Here is a 17,303-nt window from a genome sequence, read left to right as displayed (position 1 = left end):
CGCCGCGTGGCGTCACTCCATGCGGGCCAAGCCCTTGCGCGGCGCGTGTGTGCCCATCGTCCATGAGGTGAGTGGCGCTCCGGCCGCCTGCAACGCGGCGCGCTGTTCGGTCACCGGTAGACGCAACATGGTGTCTTCCCAATGGGCCAGACGCTGGAACACCGGCAACGCTTGCGTACGCGCGACCAACGCCGCCATGCGCGGCCAGCGCGCGGCATCGATGACATAACGCACGAACGACGCCGTGCGGAAGTACGAGGCGATGCTGATGTCCGCGATGGACAGATCGCCGAACACGAAACCTTCTTCCGGCAACTGGCTTTCCAGATAGTCGAGCGCTGCGGGAATCTCGACACTGCGTGCGTGCTCCACCATCGCGTCGTCGGCGTCCTCATGGAAGATGTGGCGCAGCACGGCCTTCTGATAGAACAGTTTCCACACGAGCACGTTGGCCAAGTGCGTGTCGCAGTATTCCTCCAGCCAACGCGCCTTGGCGCGTTGCGCGATATCTGCGGGATACAGCGACGGCGTCGGGAAGCGGTCTTCCAGGTACTGGCAGATCACCGACGAATCGTTGAGCACCATGTCGCCCTCAATCAACACCGGGATGCGCCGCAGCGGGCTTAGTGCGCTGAAGCGGTCGTCACCCACGAAAGGTGTGATCGGGTCGATCTCGTACGCCTGCCCCTTGAGCTCCATGCACACCAGTACTTTGCGCACATAAGGCGAGATGTAGTTGCCGATGATGGTGAAGTGAGACGGCATGGGCGAAGGCTCCGTGTGGGTGAGAGACTTACTCGGCTGCGTCGGGCAGCGGCGGCACCGTGGCCGGCGCACCATTGGAATCGAGCGCCACCATCACAAAGCGGCCCGTGGTGCACACGCGGCGATCACCCGTTAGCGGATCTTCTGCGGTCAGTTCCACTTCCACCGTCATCGAGCTGTGACCCACGCGAACGATGCGTGCGACCAGTTCGGCCAGCTGGCCCTTGCGCACCGGCACGCGGAAATTTACTTCTTCCGAGCGCGCGGTGACGACGGTACGGCGGGCATGGCGCGAGGCAACGATGAAGGCGGCTTTATCCATCCAGGCCAGCGCCTGTCCGCCGAACAACGTGCCGAGGTGATTGGTGTGGTCGGGAAATACCATCTCCAGCAGGCGTGCTTCTGGCAGGGTGGTGGTGGGGGACATGGCTTGGTTCATGGCGGAATCGGGGAATGCGAGGGTAGGATGGGGCAGTGGTGCAAGGAACGAGGAGAACCACATGCGCTATTGGCTCTTCATGGCCGTCGCTATTGTCACCGAAGTTGCCGGCACATTGGCGATGAAATACGGCACACATCATGGTTCGCAGACGCTGGGGCTCAGCGTGATGTACGTGATGCTGGTGCTGTCGTACACCAGCCTGGCCCTGGCGGTGAAGCGCATTCCCCTGGCCGTGGCCTACGGCGCATGGGAAAGCCTTGGCTTGGTGCTGATCACACTGTGCAGCGCCTGGCTGTTCGCGGAAGACCTCAAGCCGGCCAAGTTGATCGCCATCGCGCTGATCATCGCGGGCATCGTGCTGCTGGAGCGTGGCACGGACGAAGCGCCGAAGGAGGGCGGCCATGCTTCCTGATTTCCAGCCGATTCACCTGCTGTATCTGGCCATTGCCATCGTGCTGGAGATCGCCGCCAATGTGCTGATGAAGCAATCGCACGGGTTCACTTACAAACGCCCGGCGGTGGCGGCTATTGCTTGTGCGTTGGCTGCGTTTACCGCGTTGAGTTACGCGATCCGAGGTATTCAGCTTTCCGTGGCGTATGGCGTGTGGGGTGGTGTAGGGCTTATCGCGACGACGGTGTTGGGGATGACGTTGTTCGGCGAGAAGCTTCGGCGGTCGGGGTGGGTGGGGTTGGTGTTGATTACGTTTGGGGTTTGTTTGTTGAAGTTTGCGTGAGGGGGATGGTGGTTTTCATCGGGCCGTCGCGTTGCGATGTGCAGCACCGTCGCACGAGCCGTCCGCTTTGGCCTTTGACCTTCGGGCCCCCTGTGCGGCGGTGAGGGGTGGACGAGAAGGCCCGCAGGGGGATCGGCACGGATGCCGATCCCTTTTCGCCGGGGCAGGAGCCCCGTCGAAAAGCCCGGCCGCCCCTCACGAACTGGCCGGCTTCGCCGGCCAGCGCCAAGTGGGGGTGCCCTTCTCTTTGGTTACTTTCTCTTGGGCATGCAAGAGAAAGTGACCCGGCCTCCGGCAGGAGGACGGAAGCCCGCCGCAGGCGAGCCAGGTCGCGATATCGCGACAACCGAGCCACGTCTGGACGACGGCTAAAGACGAAACAGCGAGGCGAGCACCCACCCCTCACCCCAACCCTCTCCCCAAAGGGTAGAGGGAGCAAAGCGGCGGCCCCCCAAACCAATGGCATACGTCCCCACCCATCAGTAACACTACGATCAAAGGTCCGGCACACAACAACCCTGCCGGCACGCCATGATCGACTGGGGAGTAAGCATGACATTGAACACACGTAGCGCGCGCCTTGCTGGCGCGCTGGTATTGGGCGCGCTTTCGATGGGCGTGGCTGCACAGGGCCGCACCCTGACCAACGAGGATTACGCGCACGCCGAGCGCTACGTGGGTTACAACGTGACGCCGCTGGTCGATCACGCGGTACAGACCGTGACCTGGCTGGACGACACGCATTTCTGGTATCGCGACCACGATGCCAGCGGCGACCACTTCGTGCGCTTCGACGCTGCAACCGGCAAGGCGGAGCCCGCGTTCGACCATGCGCGACTTGCTGCGGCGCTGGGCAAGGTGCTCGATAAGCCGGTCAGTGCGACGAAGCTGGGTATCACGGGATTCACAACCACGCTGGATGGCCGCCTCGATGTGAACCTGCGCGGCAAGCATTACCTGTGCGATATGAAGGGCAATACCATTTGCACTGCCAGCCGCGATGAAAGCGTCGAAGGCGTCGGTCATGAGCCGGGCGTGCTCTCGCCAGATAAGCGATCCGAAGCCTTCGTGCGCGATTGGAACCTGTGGGTGCGTGATGCGGCCACGGGCAAGGAAACGCAGATCACCCTCGATGGCGTGGAGAACTACGGCTACGCCACCGACAACGCGGGTTGGAAGCACACTAACAATGCCATCCTGGTGTGGTCGCCCGATTCCAAGCGCATCGCCACCTTCCAACAAGATCAGCGCAAGACCGGTGACATGGTGCTGGTCGGCACCAACGTTGGCCACCCCAAGGTGGAGAAGTGGAAGTACCCGCTGGTAGGCGACAAGGACGTGACGATGATCGAACGCGTGATCGTCGACGTCGATGCACGCAAGGTGCTGCGCCTGAAGATGGAGCCCGATCAGCATCGCTCCACCCTGTGTGACGACGTTAGCTGCGGGCGCGATGGCGGTTGGGACGATGTGCAGTGGGCGCCGGACGGCGGTTCGCTCGCTTTTGTGTCGTCATCACGCGACCACAAACAGGCATGGTTCCGCGTGGCGGACATCCACACCGGTGATGTGCGCACGGCATTCGACGAAAGCGTGCCCACGTACTACGAGAGCGGCAACGGCAAAGTTAACTGGCAATACTTGCCGGCCAGCCACGAAGTGGTGTGGTTCAGCGAACGCAATAACTGGGGCAACCTCTACCTGTACGACCTGGACAGCGGCAAGCTCAAGCACGCCATTACTTCCGGCGAAGGCAACGTCACCGAAGTGCTGAAGGTCGATGCGGCCACGCGCACGCTATGGTTCCGCGGCGTCGGCCGCGAGAAAGGCGTTGATCCGTACTACCAGCAGTTCTACAAGGTGAGCCTGGATGGCGGCACGCCTACGCTGCTCGCTCCGGAACCGGCTGACCACAGCATCACACTGTCACCGGATGGACGTCTATTCGCGGACGCCTACTCCACGCCGACCACACCTTCTGTCACCGTGTTGCGCAGTGCACAGGACGGCCATGTGGTGAACACCATCGCGAAGGCCGATATTTCGCGCTTGCTGGCGACTGGCTGGAAAGCTCCCGAGCCGTTCACGGTAAAGGCGCGCGACGGCAAGACCGAGTTGTACGGCCTGATGTTCAAGCCCACGCATTTCGATCCGTCGAAGAAATACCCGATCGTCGACTATGTGTATCCCGGCCCGCAGACCGGCTCGGTAGGCTCGCGCAGCTTCAACCCCGCGCGCACTGATCATCAGGCGCTGGCGGAGCTGGGCTTTATCGTGGTCGCGATCGACGGCATGGGCACGCCCTGGCGCTCTAAGGCTTTCCACGATGCGTACTTCGGCAACATCGGCGACAACACCATGCCCGACCAAGTCGCAGGCCTGAAGGAACTAGGCAAGCGTTACGCATGGATCGACATGGATCGCGTAGGCATGTGGGGTCACTCCGGCGGCGGCAACGCCACGGTGACGGCGATGTTCCGGTACGCGGATCTATTCAAGGTGGGCATCGCCGAAAGCGGCAACCACGACAACCGCAATTACGAAGACGACTGGGCGGAGAAGTGGCAGGGATTGCTGGTGGAAGGCAAGGATGGCAAGAGCAACTACGACGACCAAGCCAACCAGAACCACGTCGCCGGCCTCAAGGGCCATCTGCTGCTCGCCCACGGCACCATGGACGACAACGTACCGCCGTACGAAACGCTGCTGGTGGTGGATGCGCTGATCAAGGCGAACAAGGATTTTGATCTGCTGCTGATTCCGAATGCGCATCATGGGTATGGTTCGGCTAGCAATTACATGATGCGGAAGCGGTGGGATTACTTTGTGCGTAACTTGGCGGGGGATGTGCCGCCGAGGGAGTATGAGATGAAGCCGCCGAAGGATTAATGGGGTTGGGTTTGTCTTTTGTGGTTTTGTAGAGACGTATGGTGAGTGGAGGCTTTGCGCTTTGCTCCCTCTCCCCTCCGGGGAGAGGGTTGGGGTGAGGGGTCAATCTAGCCTCACCGTTTCATCTTTAGCCGTCACCCCGGCGGAGGCCGGGGTCCAGTAGCGGTATCGCTTGGTTGTCGCGTTACCGTGATCTGGCCGCCTGCGCGGCGGGCGTTTCGCCCTCCTGCCGGAGGCCGAGTCACTTTTCTTTGTGTGCCCACGCACGCGCAGGAGCGCGTGCGAACGGCGAAGCCGGCCCGAAGGGCGAAGGGCAGGATGCCCGGAGTAAAGAAAAGTAACCCAAAGAAAGGGCACCCCCACTTAGCGCTGGCCGGTGAAGCCGGCCAGTTCGTGAGGGGCGGCCGGGCTTTTCGACAGGGCATCCTGCCCTGGCGAAAAGGGATCGGCATCCTTGCCGATCCCCCTGCAGGCCTTCTCGTCCACCCCTCACCGCCGCACAGGGGGCCCGACGGTCAAAGGCGCCGAGCTGAAGGCTCGTGCAGCGGCGCTGCACATCGCATCGCTGCAGGTCGCGTTGCTCCTGCCTTCGTGCACAAAGTCAGCACACAAAGTTAGGGCAGAAGGGTCTTGCCGTAATGCGGCGAGTTCTCCACAGCGGCCAGATCGCCGCAACGCACGAAGCGGTAGCCGACCATCGACGAAACTAGATCAAGGTCGACGCCGGAATGACGGCAAAGACGAAACGTCGAGGCGAGCACCCACCACTCACCCCAACCCTCTCCCCAAAGGGGCGAGGGAGCGCAATCGCGAGGTTCAACCCATCGCACCGCGCCTCCGATGCGCGCAAAAAAACAAACCCCGAACTATCCTCTCGTCGCCACCACCGGCGGCACCGTACTCGCCCGCAACGCTGGCCCCAACACCGCCGCCTGCCCGATCAAACACAACACCAACGCCCCCGCCGGCACATAGAACCAAGGCAGTCGCTCGAGCGCATACCGTTCCATCAACAACATGTTGAGCCCGTATGCCAGCACCACGCCAAGCAGCACACCGGCGCCTACGATCACGAAATTTTCGGTCTGGAAGTAACGCAGGATGTCCTGTCGCGTCGCCCCTACGGCGCGGCGGATGCCGATGGATCGGCGTCGCTGTTGTACCCAGAAGCTGGCGAGGCCGGCGATGCCTGCGGCGGTGACCAGCAGCAAGGCGAACGAGGCGGACAACAAGAGGGTGATCATGGTGCGATCACGGCGGAAGTAGTCGTCGCGAAGGCTGGTGAAGGTCTTTGGATTGCGCAGTACGCGATTGCTGTCGAGCGAGGTGAGTACGCGCATGGCTTGCTGAAGTATGCGTTCGCGATCTTGCGGCGCACTGCGCATCACATAAGTGATGCTGGCCGTGTCGGGCAACATGGGGAATAGCGTGACGTATCCGCTGCTTTCCGATTCGTCGATGGTGGGTCGCAGCATCTGCTCCACCACGCCGACAATGCGGACGGGGCCGTCACTGGGGTAGATCACCTTGCCCAGTGGATTCTTTCCGGGAAATAGTTTTTCGGCGAGTGCGCGCGAGACGATGGTGGATGGCACGTGGTTGATGCCCGACCAGTCGTGGGCGGCGTCGAGTGATATGTATTCCTCCGGCAGGAACTGGCGGCCGGCGACCAGGCGCAAACCTAAGGTGCGCAGTTCTTCCGGCGTGCCGCTATAGGCGGTGGCCGAGGTCATGGAGGGGCCGTTCGGCTCGAAGGAGATGCCGTTGCTCCAGTTGTTGCCGCTCAGTGGCAGGGAGTCCACTGCAGAGGCGGACTGGACACCCGGAATCCCACGTAGTGCTGCCAGATCGGTGTCGTGTCTGGCTAACTGATTGGCTGATTCGTCGACGCTGGTGCTTTCGATCAGCGTGAGTTCGTTTTCCGCGATGCCGCTGGGCGCGCGCATCTGGGTCAGGCGATGGCCGATGATGGATGCCACGTTGCAGACGATGGCGCAGGTCAGTGCGACTTGCATCACGAGCAGGCCCACGGTGAGTTTGTGACGCGTCAGGCTGGCGATCAGCGGGGAGTGCGACATGGCGGGCCTCATTGCGTCTTCAGTTGGAGAGCGGGTGGAATGCGGCAGGCGCGCCACGCGGGTAACAGGCCGGCGATCACGCTGGCCACCAACGCCAGCAGGAACGTCGCGAGCAACATGCGCACGTCCATCTGCGCGAGTTGTGCGTAACCGTCAGGACGCTGGCGCACGCTCCACAGGCCGAGGCATGCGATGCCCAGGCCCAGCAACCCGCCCGCCATGCCAATGACGCATGACTCCACACCCAGTTGCAGGAAGATGTCCCATCGACGTGCGCCCAGCGCGCGTCGCACGCTGATCTCGCCGCTACGTCGCAGGAAGGTCGCTAGCAGCAGGCCCACGACATTGAGCATGCACACGGCGAGAAAGCCCAGCGACAGCGACAACTGCAGGCGCAGGTCGTCAGGAATGGCGTGCTCGTGCGCCAGCCAATCCATCAGGCCATAGAGCTGCGCGTTCGCAGGGCGCGGCATGCGCCCGTGTGCCTGCTGATCGCGCCAGTAACTGCGCAGGAAGTCGCGGTAGGCCTGGGCCTTGCTGGCGCTGTCCAACTGCGCCCAGAACTGTAGCCACACACAGTGATCGCTAGTGCGCGCATCGCCGCCGCTGTCCCAGCAGGAGAAGCGGCCGTTGAAATCCAGCTCCAGCGCTTGCGCGGTTTGCAGCGGCAGGAAGAACTGGTCCGCCTTGCCGAAGACGCGGCCGTTGATCTGCGCATAGAACTGCGGCTGTGGGTTCCAATGATCCACCACACCGATCACGCGGAAGTCGGTGTTCTTCAGGCGTACCGTGCGGCCGATGCCGGAGGTATTGCCGAACAGTTTGTGGTTGAGCTCGCTGCTGAGTACGACGACGCGTGCCCGTGCCTCGTCGTCCTCTTTGCTCCAACCGCTGCCAGCCGTGAACGGCACCTGGAACATCGCGAAGAAATCAGTGGTGACATAGCGGCCGGTTTCATAGAACGGTAGCTCGCCGCTTTGCGTCGGCCGCACGGGTACGGCGCCGCCGGCCATGGCGGCCTGTCGGTCGGCGCGGTTCGCACGCAGCAGGTTCATCGCATCGGGCCAGGTGAAATTGCCATCGGGCTCAGGCGATTCGGTGCGGTCGCGCGCCAGCGGGCGAGGGTCGATCACCGGTGCATAGAGCTGTCCGCTGCGGCCCGGCAGCGGATCGCCGGAAAGCACGTGGAAGATGGTGATCATGGTCATGCTGGCGCCGATGCCGAGCCCGATCACCAGGATCATCAGTATCGCCAGCGCCTTGCTGCGGCGAAGACTGCCGATGGCGGTGGCTGCGTAGTAGCCGAGCATGTCGTATCCTTTTCCGTGGTGTCGGACGGATGCAGGCAAGCCGCCTCCGTCACCCCGGCGTGAGCCGGGGCATGTCGTGTCGCGAAGGGATGTCTGTCCGACGGCGCCGCTGCGCGCGCCGTCGCGGTTTGTTTAGCGGTTGCCTATGGGCTGTGCGGCACCCTTGGCCAGTGCGTCGTCCAGCACGTCGATCATCTTTTCCGTGGCCTTGGTCGACACGTCTTGCTGGCGACGGCTCAATTCACGCTGACGTTCGCTCAGCGCCTGTTGCTGTTGCTCGAGCTGTTGCTGCTCCTTTTCCAGTCCAGCCTGCTCGTGCTCGAGCTCGGCACGTTCTTTAGCAAAACCGGCACGTTCCGAATCACCTCGATCGCTGGAAGGATGGAGCGCTTGGCGCGCGAGCATGTCACTCTCGCGCTGCGCGATGCTGCTCAGGCGTACGGCCAGCGAGCTGTCGCGTGCGCCGATGCCGGCCATCTGGCCGCTGAGCCGGCCTTGCTCGCCGCTCAGCCGTCCTTGTTCACGGGCCAGTTCGGTGACGGTTTCATAGGCACCTTTCGCGCGGTCGACATAGGCTTTGTCGCGGATGAGGTACGTATTGCCACCGCGGCGGAACATCACCAACGGCGAGCTATTGCCGCGGAGGCTCTTGGCCGTCGACAGATCGGCGTCGGTGCCGTTGACGACCACCGTGTCCTTGTCGAGCAGTGCGAACCCGTAAGCAGCGTCATCGTGCGTTTCGATATCAATGTGGTGTGCGGTGAATCCGTAAACGGGTGGTGCCGGTGGCGCGGGCGGTGCCTTGGGTACGGGCGGCACCGCGGGCGGCGGAGGGGGCTGTCGCCAAGTCTCGGTCACCGGTGTCGGCGGAGTGGGGGGCGTGGCTGGTGTCGGTGGTGTCAGGGGCGTAGCCGGCGTGGGCGGTGTCGCGGGCGTCAGCGGTGTCGCAGGTGTTGGCGGCGTGGCGGGTGTCACCGGTGTTGCGGGCGTAGCAGGTGTCGCCGGCGCGGTCCAGGCGTTAGAGGTTGCGGCGGGCGAGGGTGCATCGGCCTTCGCTTCTGTCACGCGGTAGGGCAACACACCCATGGCGGCCACCAGCACCACGATCAGGCCGCTGCGCAGGCGAGAGGTGGTGTCCTGGTCGCTGAGCTGCAGCAGGGTCAGGCGCCTTTTCAGGTTATGGAACGTCGGCGAGGCACCGGCCAGGCCAGCGTGCAGGGGGTGCGCTACGCCAAGACGCAGCAGCAGGCGACCGTAGTCGTGTGGGGCGGCATCGTGCTGGTGCACGACTTGTGCGTCGCATGCTGCCTCTCGGTTGAGTGCGTACTCGCGCATCGCCCAGGACACCATGGGATGAAAGAAGAACAGCCGTTGCGCGATGCCAGGGGCCCAGCCCATCCACAGATCGCCGCGACGCAGGTGAGTCAGTTCGTGAGCCAGCGCCAGGGCGGATTCATCCGTCGACAGGTTCTGGTTCGCTGGCAGCAGCACCACCGGGCGCCACAGTCCGCTGACCTGGGGCGAGCGGATGGCATGGGATACGCGTAGGGATGGGCAGCGCCTCAATCCCATGGTGCGTGCTTGTTCTGCGCATAGTGCCTGCAGCGCGGGATCCTCAAGCGGGCGCGATGCGCGCACGACTGCGCGCGCTTCTCGCCAGTGGCGGAAGGTGGCGATCAATTGCACGAGCACGCCGGCCAACCACAGCGCGAGCACGATCGGCAGCGCTCGAGACCACACCGTATGCGTCGGAGTAGCCGCAGATTCGTCGGTGGACTCGGCGGCGTAGGCGAGGGCTCCCGTCGGAAGCGTGCCGCTTTGACCAAGGCTGGCGATGCGGTGCTCGGTTGGTGCCGTGGTTGTCGTCATGACCAGAGTCGTATGGCCGTCCGTTCGCGTGGTGGTCGTCGTCGTCGTTGTTGTAGTTGCGATGTGCTGGGGCGAGAGCAACGGCAGCGCCACCGGCGTCGGCAGCAGCAGGCCGAGCAGCAACTGCACGCTGAGCAGCCACCACAGCAGCGAACGCGTGGAGGATGAAAGACGCGGAAGCCAGCGATTGATCAGCCATACGATGCCGACCAGCAAGCTAGCCTGCAGGGATGTCCACGCAAGTCGTGCAACCACTTCCTGGGCGAGGGGAGCGAAGGCGATCATGTCAGGTGTCCTTGCGTCGTGTTTGCAGCTGGTGCACCAGTGCTTCCAGTTCGGCGAGTTCACGGTCGCTCACCTCGGCGCGTTCGGACATCCACGCAACGAATGGCGACACCGAACCGCTGAGCGTCTTCTCCACGAATTGGCCGACGGCACTGCGCATGACTTCACCGGGACCGGTAGCCGGGCTGTAACGGTACATACCCTGCACCTGCTTGCGACGCAGGTACGACTTGCTACGCAAGCGTTCCATCATGGTCAGCACGGTGGAGCGCGCGAGGCCGCGTGGCTCGCCAAAGCCGGCCGCCACCTCGCCGACCGATGCGTCGTTGTGTTCGGCGATGTACTGCAGGAGCGAGAGCTCCTGATCACCGATGGAAGGCTTGCCCATGTCCATGATCCTGATGACTACAGCTGTAGTCACGCTACGCCTTGACTACAGCTGTAGTCAATAGGCCGATCGGGAGGGATTTGCGTCAGTGCTGACTTGTTGCAATGCACAATAATCGGCGTAGAGTGCGCGCCGTCCTCATCCGATAGCGCGCCTGGAGTGCGCTGATATGACGGCCACCTCGCCACATACCGCTGACCTGTTCCGCCACATTCGTCGACGATTTCTTTTGACGGGTTAGCAACCTCTCCTTTTCCTTCGCGCATCGATCGATGGCGGCACGCTCAACGCGCCGTTGGCGGTCGGTCGCGAACACGCATCCGGACGGCGCTCGCCGAACGATTCATCACACACGGGGAAATCCATGAAGACGCTTGTCGATTGGCTGGCGCGACGGCTATGGCCGTTCGTGTTCTGCCTGCTGCTGTACGTCGGTCTCATCGGACCGGAACTGATCTCGGCTGCCAGCACGTTGGCCGTGGTCGTGGGCCTGGTCGTGTTGGCCTTGCTGTTGGCGTGGGGCTACCTGCTGCTGCGCCGCGGTTTCACTCACAAGGAATGATCACCATGAAACGCCTGTTGATGTTGTCGCTCTCCGCCCTGTTGCTGGCCTCCTGCTCCAAGGTGCCGGCGGGCAACGTCGGTGTGAAGTTTCAGATGTACGGCGATGGGAAGGGTTCGCTGCAGGAGCTGCCGCCTGGCCGTTACTGGGTAGGCTGGGGTTACGAGATGTACACCTTCCCCACCTTCACCCAGACGTACACCTTCACCCGTTCGCCGACCGAAGGCCGACCCACCGACGAGTCGATCAGTTTCCAGACGTCGCAAGGCCTGACGGTGAATGCGGACGTGGGCATCACGTATCACATCGATCCGTCGAAGGTAACGCTGATCTTCCAGAAGTACCGCAAGGGTATCGACGAGATAACGGACGTCTATTTGCGCAACATGATCCGTGATGCGCTGGTAAAGGAAGCATCAAGCCTGGACATCGAGTCGGTGTATGGCAAGGGCAAAGCCAACCTGATCGAAGCCGTGCAGAAGGACGTGAGCGACGAAGTCGCCGCCGTTGGCATCGACGTGGAAAAGATCTACTGGGTTGGCGAGCTACGCCTGCCGGAGAACGTGGTGCAGTCGATCAACGCCAAGATCCAGGCGACGCAGATGGCGGAGCAACGCCAGAACGAAGTGGCGCAGGCGAGGGCTGAAGCGGAAAAGGTGGAGGCTGAAGCGCAGGGCCGTGCCCAGGCTCAGATCACCATTGCGGAGGCGGAGGCGAAAGCCATTGAGCTGAAGGGTGAGGCGTTGCGGTCGAACCCGAATATCGTGCAGATGTCGGCGATTGAGAAATGGGATGGGCATTTGCCGACGTATACGGGAAGTAGTGCGGTGCCCTTTGTGAATCTTGGGAGTGTGTCGGCGGCTAAGTGATGGTGGCTCTTTCCCCCTCTCCCCTTTGGGGGAGAGGGTTGGGGTGAGCCCCGAAAAGGGGGTAAAGGTCGGGTGCTCGCCTTAGCGTTTCATTGATGCCGTCATCCCTGCGTAGGCAGGAGGCGCCTTTCAACAGCCGAATGGCTGGTCATCCAGTAGCCGTAGGTACGGTTATCGCCTCATGCCTTATCGCGACCTGGCCGCTTACGCAGCGGGCGTTTCGACCTTCTGCCGAAGGCCGAGTCACTTTTCTTTTGCTGGCCCAAAAGAAAAGTAACCCAAAGAAAATGGCCTTTAGAGCTCCGGTAGCATCGTGTTGGATACAAGCCTTGGGGCTTGAGGTACTCGGTACCGGGCGTTCTCCTTATTGGACGATACGGCTACACCGCAACGCACCGGTGCACTGAGGAGCTCTGCATTGCGTGGGGATAAGCCCGAACGGCTGAGGAATCGTGAGGTTGGGCAACCTCCGCCTCTACACAGCGGGTACACCGAAGCGCTTCGCAACGCGCCGTCGCCAAGAGGGCTTAAAGCAGGTGTCGCTATGCATCCCGATCGCAGAGGCTAGGGAAGTGGACGCTAGGCTTCCCGACCGGTGTGGAGAACTCACCACATAACGGCATCGTCTCCGTCCATTGCCCTGGCTTTGTGTACCGGCTCTCTGCTCCAGGGCAGGAGTAACACGACCTGTCGTGATGCGATGTGCAGCGCAGCTGCACGAGCCGTCTGCTTGCGGCTTTTGATCTTCCAGGGCCCCGTATGAGGCGGCGGGCGGGTGGAGAAAAGGCCCGCAGGGGAATCGGCAGGGATGCCGATTCCTTTTCGTCGGGGCAGGAGCCCCGTCGAAAAGCCCGGAACCCGACCGCGTACCTGGAGGGCGAAGCCCGGAAGGCGCCTCATCCGGGGTGCCCTTTCTTTGGGTTACTTTTCTTTGGGCAAGCAAAGAAAAGTGACTCGGCCTCCGGTAGGAGGCCGAAAGCCCGCCGCAGGCGAGCCAGATCGCGACAACACACCAACTACAGCGACAACAGCGTCACATCAGAACGACATATCAAACGCCACATCACCCTGCACACCCACCTGATAAGCCGAAACCCGACGCTCGAAGAAGTTCGTCACTTCCTGCACATCCTGCAGATCCATGAAGTCGAACGGGTTCTTCGCACCGTACTTCTTCGGCAGATCAAGCTGGACCAAGCGCTGGTCCGCGCAGTACTCCAAGTACTGGCGCATGTCCTTCACCGACAGACCAGCCACACCACCAGAAAGCACATCCTCGGCGAACTGGGTTTCGCAGGCGATAGCGTCTTCCAGCATCTCTTCAATCTGCGTGCGCATCTGCTCGTCGAACAGATCCGGCTCTTCGGCGCGCACCGTGCGCACCACGTCGAACGCGAACGCCATGTGGCAGCTCTCGTCGCGGAACACCCAGTTGGTGCCCGAGGCCAAACCGTGCAGCAGGCCGCGCGAGCGCAGGAAGTACACGTAGGCGAACGCAGCGAAGAAGAACAGGCCTTCGATGCACGCGGCGAAGCAGATTAGGTTCAGCAGGAATTGGCGGCGGTGCTCGCGCGTTTCCAGCTTCTGCAGGCCTTGGATGGAATCGATCCACTTGAAGCAGAACTCGCCCTTCTGACGGATCGACGGGATGTTCTGGATCGCGTCGAACGCCTTGTTGCGCTCGGTCGGATCGGGAATATAGGTGTCCAGCAAGGTGAGGTAGAACTGCACGTGCAGCGCTTCTTCGTACAGCTGGCGCGAGAGGTACATGCGCGCTTCGGGCGCATTGATGTGCTGATACAGGTTCAGCACCAGGTTGTTCGCCACGATGGTGTCGCCGGTGGCAAAGAAGGCCACGAGACGATGGATCAGGTGGCGGTCCGCGTCGGACATCTTGGACTTGAGGTCTGTCGTGTCCAGCGAGAAATCCACTTCCTCGACCGTCCAGGTGTTCTTGATCGCGTTGCGGTACATCTCGTAGAACTCGGGATAGCGCATGGGGCGCAGGGTGAGTTCAAAGCCGGGATCAAGGATGTGCTGGGCACGTTCGGGTTGGGCGGACATGGGATTTCCCGATTAATTGTTATAGGTGATGGTGCGATCTGGTACGGGGAGCGGTCAGTTTGCCGGCCGCGCGTTCAACCAGTCAGTCGCTTCGTCCACGGAATGCACGAAACGGATCGCAGTGTGATGGGCGTGCTCGCGAGCCAATTCCGCGAAGCGTTCGCCGTACGATGAAAAATCCTGGATGACCAGGGCCACGGGAATCTGGTAGTTGGTGAACTTCTGGAAGAGTTCACCGGCCAGGCCCGTGGCGAGCCGGAAGAAGTCCGGTGACACGTCTTGCTCCGTGAGTACCAATCCGCCGGAGCCGAAGCTCGCGGCGAGGACGTCGGAGATATCCTGCCGCGAACCGATCACGAGGGATCGGTCCGCGGCGAAGATGATGGAGCGTGTGGACGACATGACGCCTTACTGGCAGGCCTCGCAGTATTCCGGGTTCTCCAGCGAGCAGAACACGGCTGCCGTGGCCTCTTCCTGATCTGCAACAGGCGCAGGCTTCGCGACCGGTGCTGCCGAGACCGTGGTCTTGGCGATCTTGGTGGCCGGGCGCGAACGCAAGTAGTACGTGGTCTTGATGCCTGACTTCCACGCGTACATGTACATGGAGCTGAGCTGCCCGATGTTCGGGTTTTCCATGAACAGGTTCAGCGACTGGCTCTGGTCGATGTACGCACCGCGCGCGGCGCCCAGATCGATCAGTGCCTTCTGCGGCAGTTCCCACACGGTGCGGTAGATGGTGCGCAGGCGCTCCGGAATCGCACTGATGCCCTGGATGGAACCTTCGGCCAGCTTGATGGCATCGCGCACGTCGGCGGTCCACAGGCCCAGCGTCTTCAGCTCTTCCACCAGGTAGCGGTTCACTACGAGGAAGTCGCCCGACAGCGTTTCGCGCTTGAACAGGTTGCTCACCTGCGGCTCGATGCATTCGTAGCAACCGGCAATCGACGCGATGGTCGCCGTCGGTGCGATGGCAATCAGTAGCGAGTTGCGCAGGCCCTTGTCCTTGATCGACTCACGCAGTTCGTCCCAGCGTGCCTTGTCGGTGGGCGTGGCATTCGACCAATAATCGAACTGCAGCTCACCGTTGGCCGCGCGGCTTTCGGCAAAGCCCGGGTGTGCACCGTTCTCCGCGGCCAGCTCGTTCGACTGCCACAGCGCGTTGTAATAGATCTCTTCGGCGATGCGCGTAGAAAGCATCAACGCTTCAGCCGAATCGAACGGCAGGCGCAGTTTGAAGAACACATCCTGCATGCCCATCACGCCCAGGCCCACCGGACGCCACTTGTTGTTGGCGACCTTGGCGGTGTCGATCGGGTAGAAGTTGAGATCGATGACGCGATCAAGCTGGCGCACGGCGGTACGCACCGTGGCGGCGAGCTTGTCGAAATCGAACTGGCCGTCCACTACGTGGCGCGACAGATTCACCGAGCCCAGGTTGCACACTGCCGTTTCATCGGCATTAGTGACTTCCAGGATTTCAGTGCACAGGTTCGACAGGTGGATGACGTTTTCCGGCTTCGCCGTCTGGTTGCTGGTGGCGTTGCTGCGGTCCTTGAAGGTCATCCAACCGTTACCGGTCTGCGCCAGCGTGCGCAGCATGCGGGCGTACAGCTCGCGCGCCTTGACCTTCTTGGTGGCGAGGCCTGCGGCCTCCGCTTCACGGTAGGCCTTCTCGAACGTCTCGCCCCAGCTGTCGACAAAGTGCGGCACGACCTTGGGATCGAACAGCGACCACTCGCCGTCGGTCTCCACGCGGCGCATGAACTCGTCTGGGATCCAGTTGGCCAGGTTGAGGTTGTGCGTGCGGCGGGCATCGTCGCCCGTGTTGTCGCGCAGCTCGAGGAACTCTTCGATATCGCCGTGCCACGGCTCCAGGTACACGCAGGCAGCGCCCTTGCGCTTGCCGCCCTGGTTCACCGCCGCCACGGAGGCGTCCAGCGTCTTCAGCCACGGCACCAGGCCGTTGGAGTGGCCGTTGGTGCCCTTGATCAGCGAGCCGCGCGAACGCACGCGCGAGTACGCCAGGCCGATGCCGCCAGCGAACTTGCTGAGCTTGGCCACGTCGCCGTACTTCTCGTAGATCGACTCCAGCGAGTCGGCCGGCGAGTCGAGCAGGAAGCACGAGCTGAGCTGTTCGTGCGCGGTACCCGCGTTGAACAGAGTCGGCGAGCTGGCGATGTACTCCAGCGAGGACAGCAGGCGGTACAGCTCCAGCGTTTCGCCGATCTCGTTGCCGCCGAGCGCGCAGGCAATGCGCATGAAGAAATGCTGGGGCGTCTCGATGACCTTGCGCAGCTGCGGATGGCGCAGCAGGTAGCGGTCATAGACGGTGCGCAGGCCGAAGTACTCGAAGCGGCGCGTGGCGAGCGGATCGATCGCGTCGTTGAGCTTGCGCGAATTGGCGGAAACGAAGTCGCGCAGGCGTTCGTTGAGGATGCCCAGTTCCGAGCCGCGCGCGATGGACTGCGAGAAGCTCTGGATTTCCTGGCCGCTCACTTCCTTGTCGACAAACGCGCCCAGCAGGCGCGCGGCGAGCTGGCCGTACTCGGGTTCCTCGGCGGTGAGGGCGGCCGAGGTGCGGATGGACAGCTGATCCAGTTCCAGCGTGGTGGCGCCGTCGTACAGGCCGCCGATGGTCTTGAGCGCCACGCGCATCGGGTCGACCGCATGCAGACCTTCCGCGCTACGGGTAACGGCGCGGACGATCTTGTTCACGTCCACCACTTCCTGGCGGCCGTTGCGCTTGGTCACGCGCATCTGGCCGGGGTTGTGGGGTGGGGTCAGGGCAAAGGGGGTATCCGTGCGCGGCGCTTCGGCCACGGCGGTGTCGGCAGAGAAAGCAGAGGTGTCGGCGCGCTCGTCTTCACGCTCGCGGCCAGTGGTATCAATAGGTTGCATGGCGACTTCGCTCCAAGCTTGGTCATCAACTGCCTGCTCGCGCGCGCAGGGCTGAGTAAATGAAGGTGAAGTCTCGCGGACGGTCGAGCGGCAGGGCAGGCGCCCCGCGCATCGACGCACTTCCCCGCGGAAGCCGTCACCCTTCACCGT

General features: G+C 62.5%; 15 protein-coding genes. 5 read left to right on the top strand and 10 right to left on the bottom strand.

Annotated elements, in window-relative coordinates:
• Window positions 1-12 precede the first annotated feature (12 nt).
• Together DyAD56_RS04010 and DyAD56_RS04005 are read right to left on the bottom strand one after the other, a co-directional pair.
• The gene (locus DyAD56_RS04010; RefSeq protein WP_102301456.1) at window positions 13-765 is read right to left on the bottom strand and encodes a glutathione S-transferase family protein; all 753 of its coding nucleotides are present in this window, start codon (window positions 763-765) and stop codon (window positions 13-15) included.
• A 28-nt stretch (window positions 766-793) separates the two neighbouring features.
• A complete protein-coding gene (locus DyAD56_RS04005; protein ID WP_102301543.1) occupies window positions 794-1,204 on the bottom strand; it encodes an acyl-CoA thioesterase in 411 nt (136 codons plus the stop codon).
• 61 nt (window positions 1,205-1,265) lie between these two features.
• On the opposite strand from DyAD56_RS04005, the gene DyAD56_RS04000 reads away from it, so the two are divergent.
• From DyAD56_RS04000 to DyAD56_RS03990, 3 genes are all read left to right on the top strand, one after another.
• Window positions 1,266-1,619: an SMR family transporter gene (locus DyAD56_RS04000; protein ID WP_102301455.1), complete on the top strand. Its 354-nt coding sequence runs from the start codon at window positions 1,266-1,268 to the stop codon at window positions 1,617-1,619.
• Window positions 1,609-1,941, top strand: a complete 333-nt coding sequence (gene mdtI / locus DyAD56_RS03995) for a multidrug/spermidine efflux SMR transporter subunit MdtI (RefSeq protein WP_102301454.1) — start codon at window positions 1,609-1,611, stop codon at window positions 1,939-1,941. Before DyAD56_RS04000 ends, mdtI begins: the two co-directional genes overlap by 11 nt.
• Window positions 1,942-2,493: 552 nt before the next feature.
• Window positions 2,494-4,830 (top strand): S9 family peptidase, encoded by a 2,337-nt coding sequence (locus DyAD56_RS03990; RefSeq protein WP_102301453.1) that lies wholly within the window; start codon window positions 2,494-2,496, stop codon window positions 4,828-4,830.
• 614 nt (window positions 4,831-5,444) lie between these two features.
• On the opposite strand, the gene DyAD56_RS23820 is transcribed toward DyAD56_RS03990, so the two are convergent.
• The 5 genes from DyAD56_RS23820 to DyAD56_RS03970 all read right to left on the bottom strand — a co-directional run bounded on the left by DyAD56_RS23820 (window position 5,445) and on the right by DyAD56_RS03970 (window position 10,760).
• Window positions 5,445-5,591: a hypothetical protein gene (locus DyAD56_RS23820; RefSeq protein ID WP_158241250.1), complete on the bottom strand. Its 147-nt coding sequence runs from the start codon at window positions 5,589-5,591 to the stop codon at window positions 5,445-5,447.
• 105 nt (window positions 5,592-5,696) lie between these two features.
• Window positions 5,697-6,908 (bottom strand): FtsX-like permease family protein, encoded by a 1,212-nt coding sequence (locus DyAD56_RS03985; RefSeq protein WP_102301452.1) that lies wholly within the window; start codon window positions 6,906-6,908, stop codon window positions 5,697-5,699.
• 8 nt (window positions 6,909-6,916) lie between these two features.
• Window positions 6,917-8,218, bottom strand: coding sequence for an ABC transporter permease (locus tag DyAD56_RS03980; protein ID WP_102301451.1), 1,302 nt, complete (start codon window positions 8,216-8,218; stop codon window positions 6,917-6,919).
• 132 nt (window positions 8,219-8,350) lie between these two features.
• Window positions 8,351-10,372 (bottom strand): M56 family metallopeptidase, encoded by a 2,022-nt coding sequence (locus tag DyAD56_RS03975; RefSeq protein ID WP_102301450.1) that lies wholly within the window; start codon window positions 10,370-10,372, stop codon window positions 8,351-8,353.
• Between the two features lies 1 nt (window position 10,373).
• Complete coding sequence (locus tag DyAD56_RS03970) at window positions 10,374-10,760, bottom strand: BlaI/MecI/CopY family transcriptional regulator (protein ID WP_102301449.1); 387 nt, start codon at window positions 10,758-10,760, stop codon at window positions 10,374-10,376.
• 364 nt (window positions 10,761-11,124) lie between these two features.
• Here DyAD56_RS03970 and DyAD56_RS03965 point away from each other — a divergent pair, with 364 nt between their 5' ends.
• Both DyAD56_RS03965 and DyAD56_RS03960 read left to right on the top strand, forming a co-directional pair.
• Window positions 11,125-11,322, top strand: a complete 198-nt coding sequence (locus DyAD56_RS03965) for a hypothetical protein (RefSeq protein ID WP_102301448.1) — start codon at window positions 11,125-11,127, stop codon at window positions 11,320-11,322.
• A gap of 5 nt (window positions 11,323-11,327) precedes the next feature.
• On the top strand, window positions 11,328-12,191 hold the full coding sequence (locus tag DyAD56_RS03960; protein ID WP_102301447.1) for an SPFH domain-containing protein: 864 nt from the start codon (window positions 11,328-11,330) through the stop codon (window positions 12,189-12,191).
• 1,038 nt (window positions 12,192-13,229) lie between these two features.
• Here the strand turns inward: DyAD56_RS03960 and DyAD56_RS03955 are convergent.
• Genes DyAD56_RS03955 through DyAD56_RS03945 form a run of 3 tightly spaced genes read right to left on the bottom strand, consistent with a single transcriptional unit; the run spans window position 13,230 to window position 17,153 of the window.
• Window positions 13,230-14,255: a ribonucleotide-diphosphate reductase subunit beta gene (locus tag DyAD56_RS03955; RefSeq protein WP_102301446.1), complete on the bottom strand. Its 1,026-nt coding sequence runs from the start codon at window positions 14,253-14,255 to the stop codon at window positions 13,230-13,232.
• Between the two features lie 54 nt (window positions 14,256-14,309).
• Complete coding sequence (locus DyAD56_RS03950) at window positions 14,310-14,657, bottom strand: DUF4180 domain-containing protein (protein ID WP_102301445.1); 348 nt, start codon at window positions 14,655-14,657, stop codon at window positions 14,310-14,312.
• Window positions 14,658-14,663: 6 nt separating this feature from the next.
• Window positions 14,664-17,153, bottom strand: coding sequence for a ribonucleoside-diphosphate reductase subunit alpha (locus DyAD56_RS03945; RefSeq protein WP_102301444.1), 2,490 nt, complete (start codon window positions 17,151-17,153; stop codon window positions 14,664-14,666).
• Window positions 17,154-17,303: the final 150 nt, after the last annotated feature.

It is taken from the genome of Dyella sp. AD56 (assembly GCF_002878475.1).
Lineage (GTDB): Bacteria > Pseudomonadota > Gammaproteobacteria > Xanthomonadales > Rhodanobacteraceae > Dyella.
This window is presented reverse-complemented; position numbering and strand designations above follow the sequence as displayed.

Bases quoted from the DNA above. Each gene is read 5' to 3' on its own strand.
- DyAD56_RS04010 (WP_102301456.1), bottom strand. From the start codon at position 765: ATGCCGTCTCACTTCACCATCATCGGCAACTACATCTCGCCTTATGTG.
- DyAD56_RS03990 (WP_102301453.1), top strand. From the start codon at position 2,494: ATGACATTGAACACACGTAGCGCGCGCCTTGCTGGCGCGCTGGTATTG.
- DyAD56_RS03975 (WP_102301450.1), bottom strand. From the start codon at position 10,372: ATGATCGCCTTCGCTCCCCTCGCCCAGGAAGTGGTTGCACGACTTGCG.
- mdtI (WP_102301454.1), top strand. From the start codon at position 1,609: ATGCTTCCTGATTTCCAGCCGATTCACCTGCTGTATCTGGCCATTGCC.
- DyAD56_RS03980 (WP_102301451.1), bottom strand. From the start codon at position 8,218: ATGCTCGGCTACTACGCAGCCACCGCCATCGGCAGTCTTCGCCGCAGC.
- DyAD56_RS03985 (WP_102301452.1), bottom strand. From the start codon at position 6,908: ATGTCGCACTCCCCGCTGATCGCCAGCCTGACGCGTCACAAACTCACC.
- DyAD56_RS04000 (WP_102301455.1), top strand. From the start codon at position 1,266: ATGCGCTATTGGCTCTTCATGGCCGTCGCTATTGTCACCGAAGTTGCC.
- DyAD56_RS03950 (WP_102301445.1), bottom strand. From the start codon at position 14,657: ATGTCGTCCACACGCTCCATCATCTTCGCCGCGGACCGATCCCTCGTG.
- DyAD56_RS03960 (WP_102301447.1), top strand. From the start codon at position 11,328: ATGAAACGCCTGTTGATGTTGTCGCTCTCCGCCCTGTTGCTGGCCTCC.
- DyAD56_RS03965 (WP_102301448.1), top strand. From the start codon at position 11,125: ATGAAGACGCTTGTCGATTGGCTGGCGCGACGGCTATGGCCGTTCGTG.
- DyAD56_RS04005 (WP_102301543.1), bottom strand. From the start codon at position 1,204: ATGAACCAAGCCATGTCCCCCACCACCACCCTGCCAGAAGCACGCCTG.
- DyAD56_RS03945 (WP_102301444.1), bottom strand. From the start codon at position 17,153: ATGCAACCTATTGATACCACTGGCCGCGAGCGTGAAGACGAGCGCGCC.
- DyAD56_RS03955 (WP_102301446.1), bottom strand. From the start codon at position 14,255: ATGTCCGCCCAACCCGAACGTGCCCAGCACATCCTTGATCCCGGCTTT.
- DyAD56_RS03970 (WP_102301449.1), bottom strand. From the start codon at position 10,760: ATGGGCAAGCCTTCCATCGGTGATCAGGAGCTCTCGCTCCTGCAGTAC.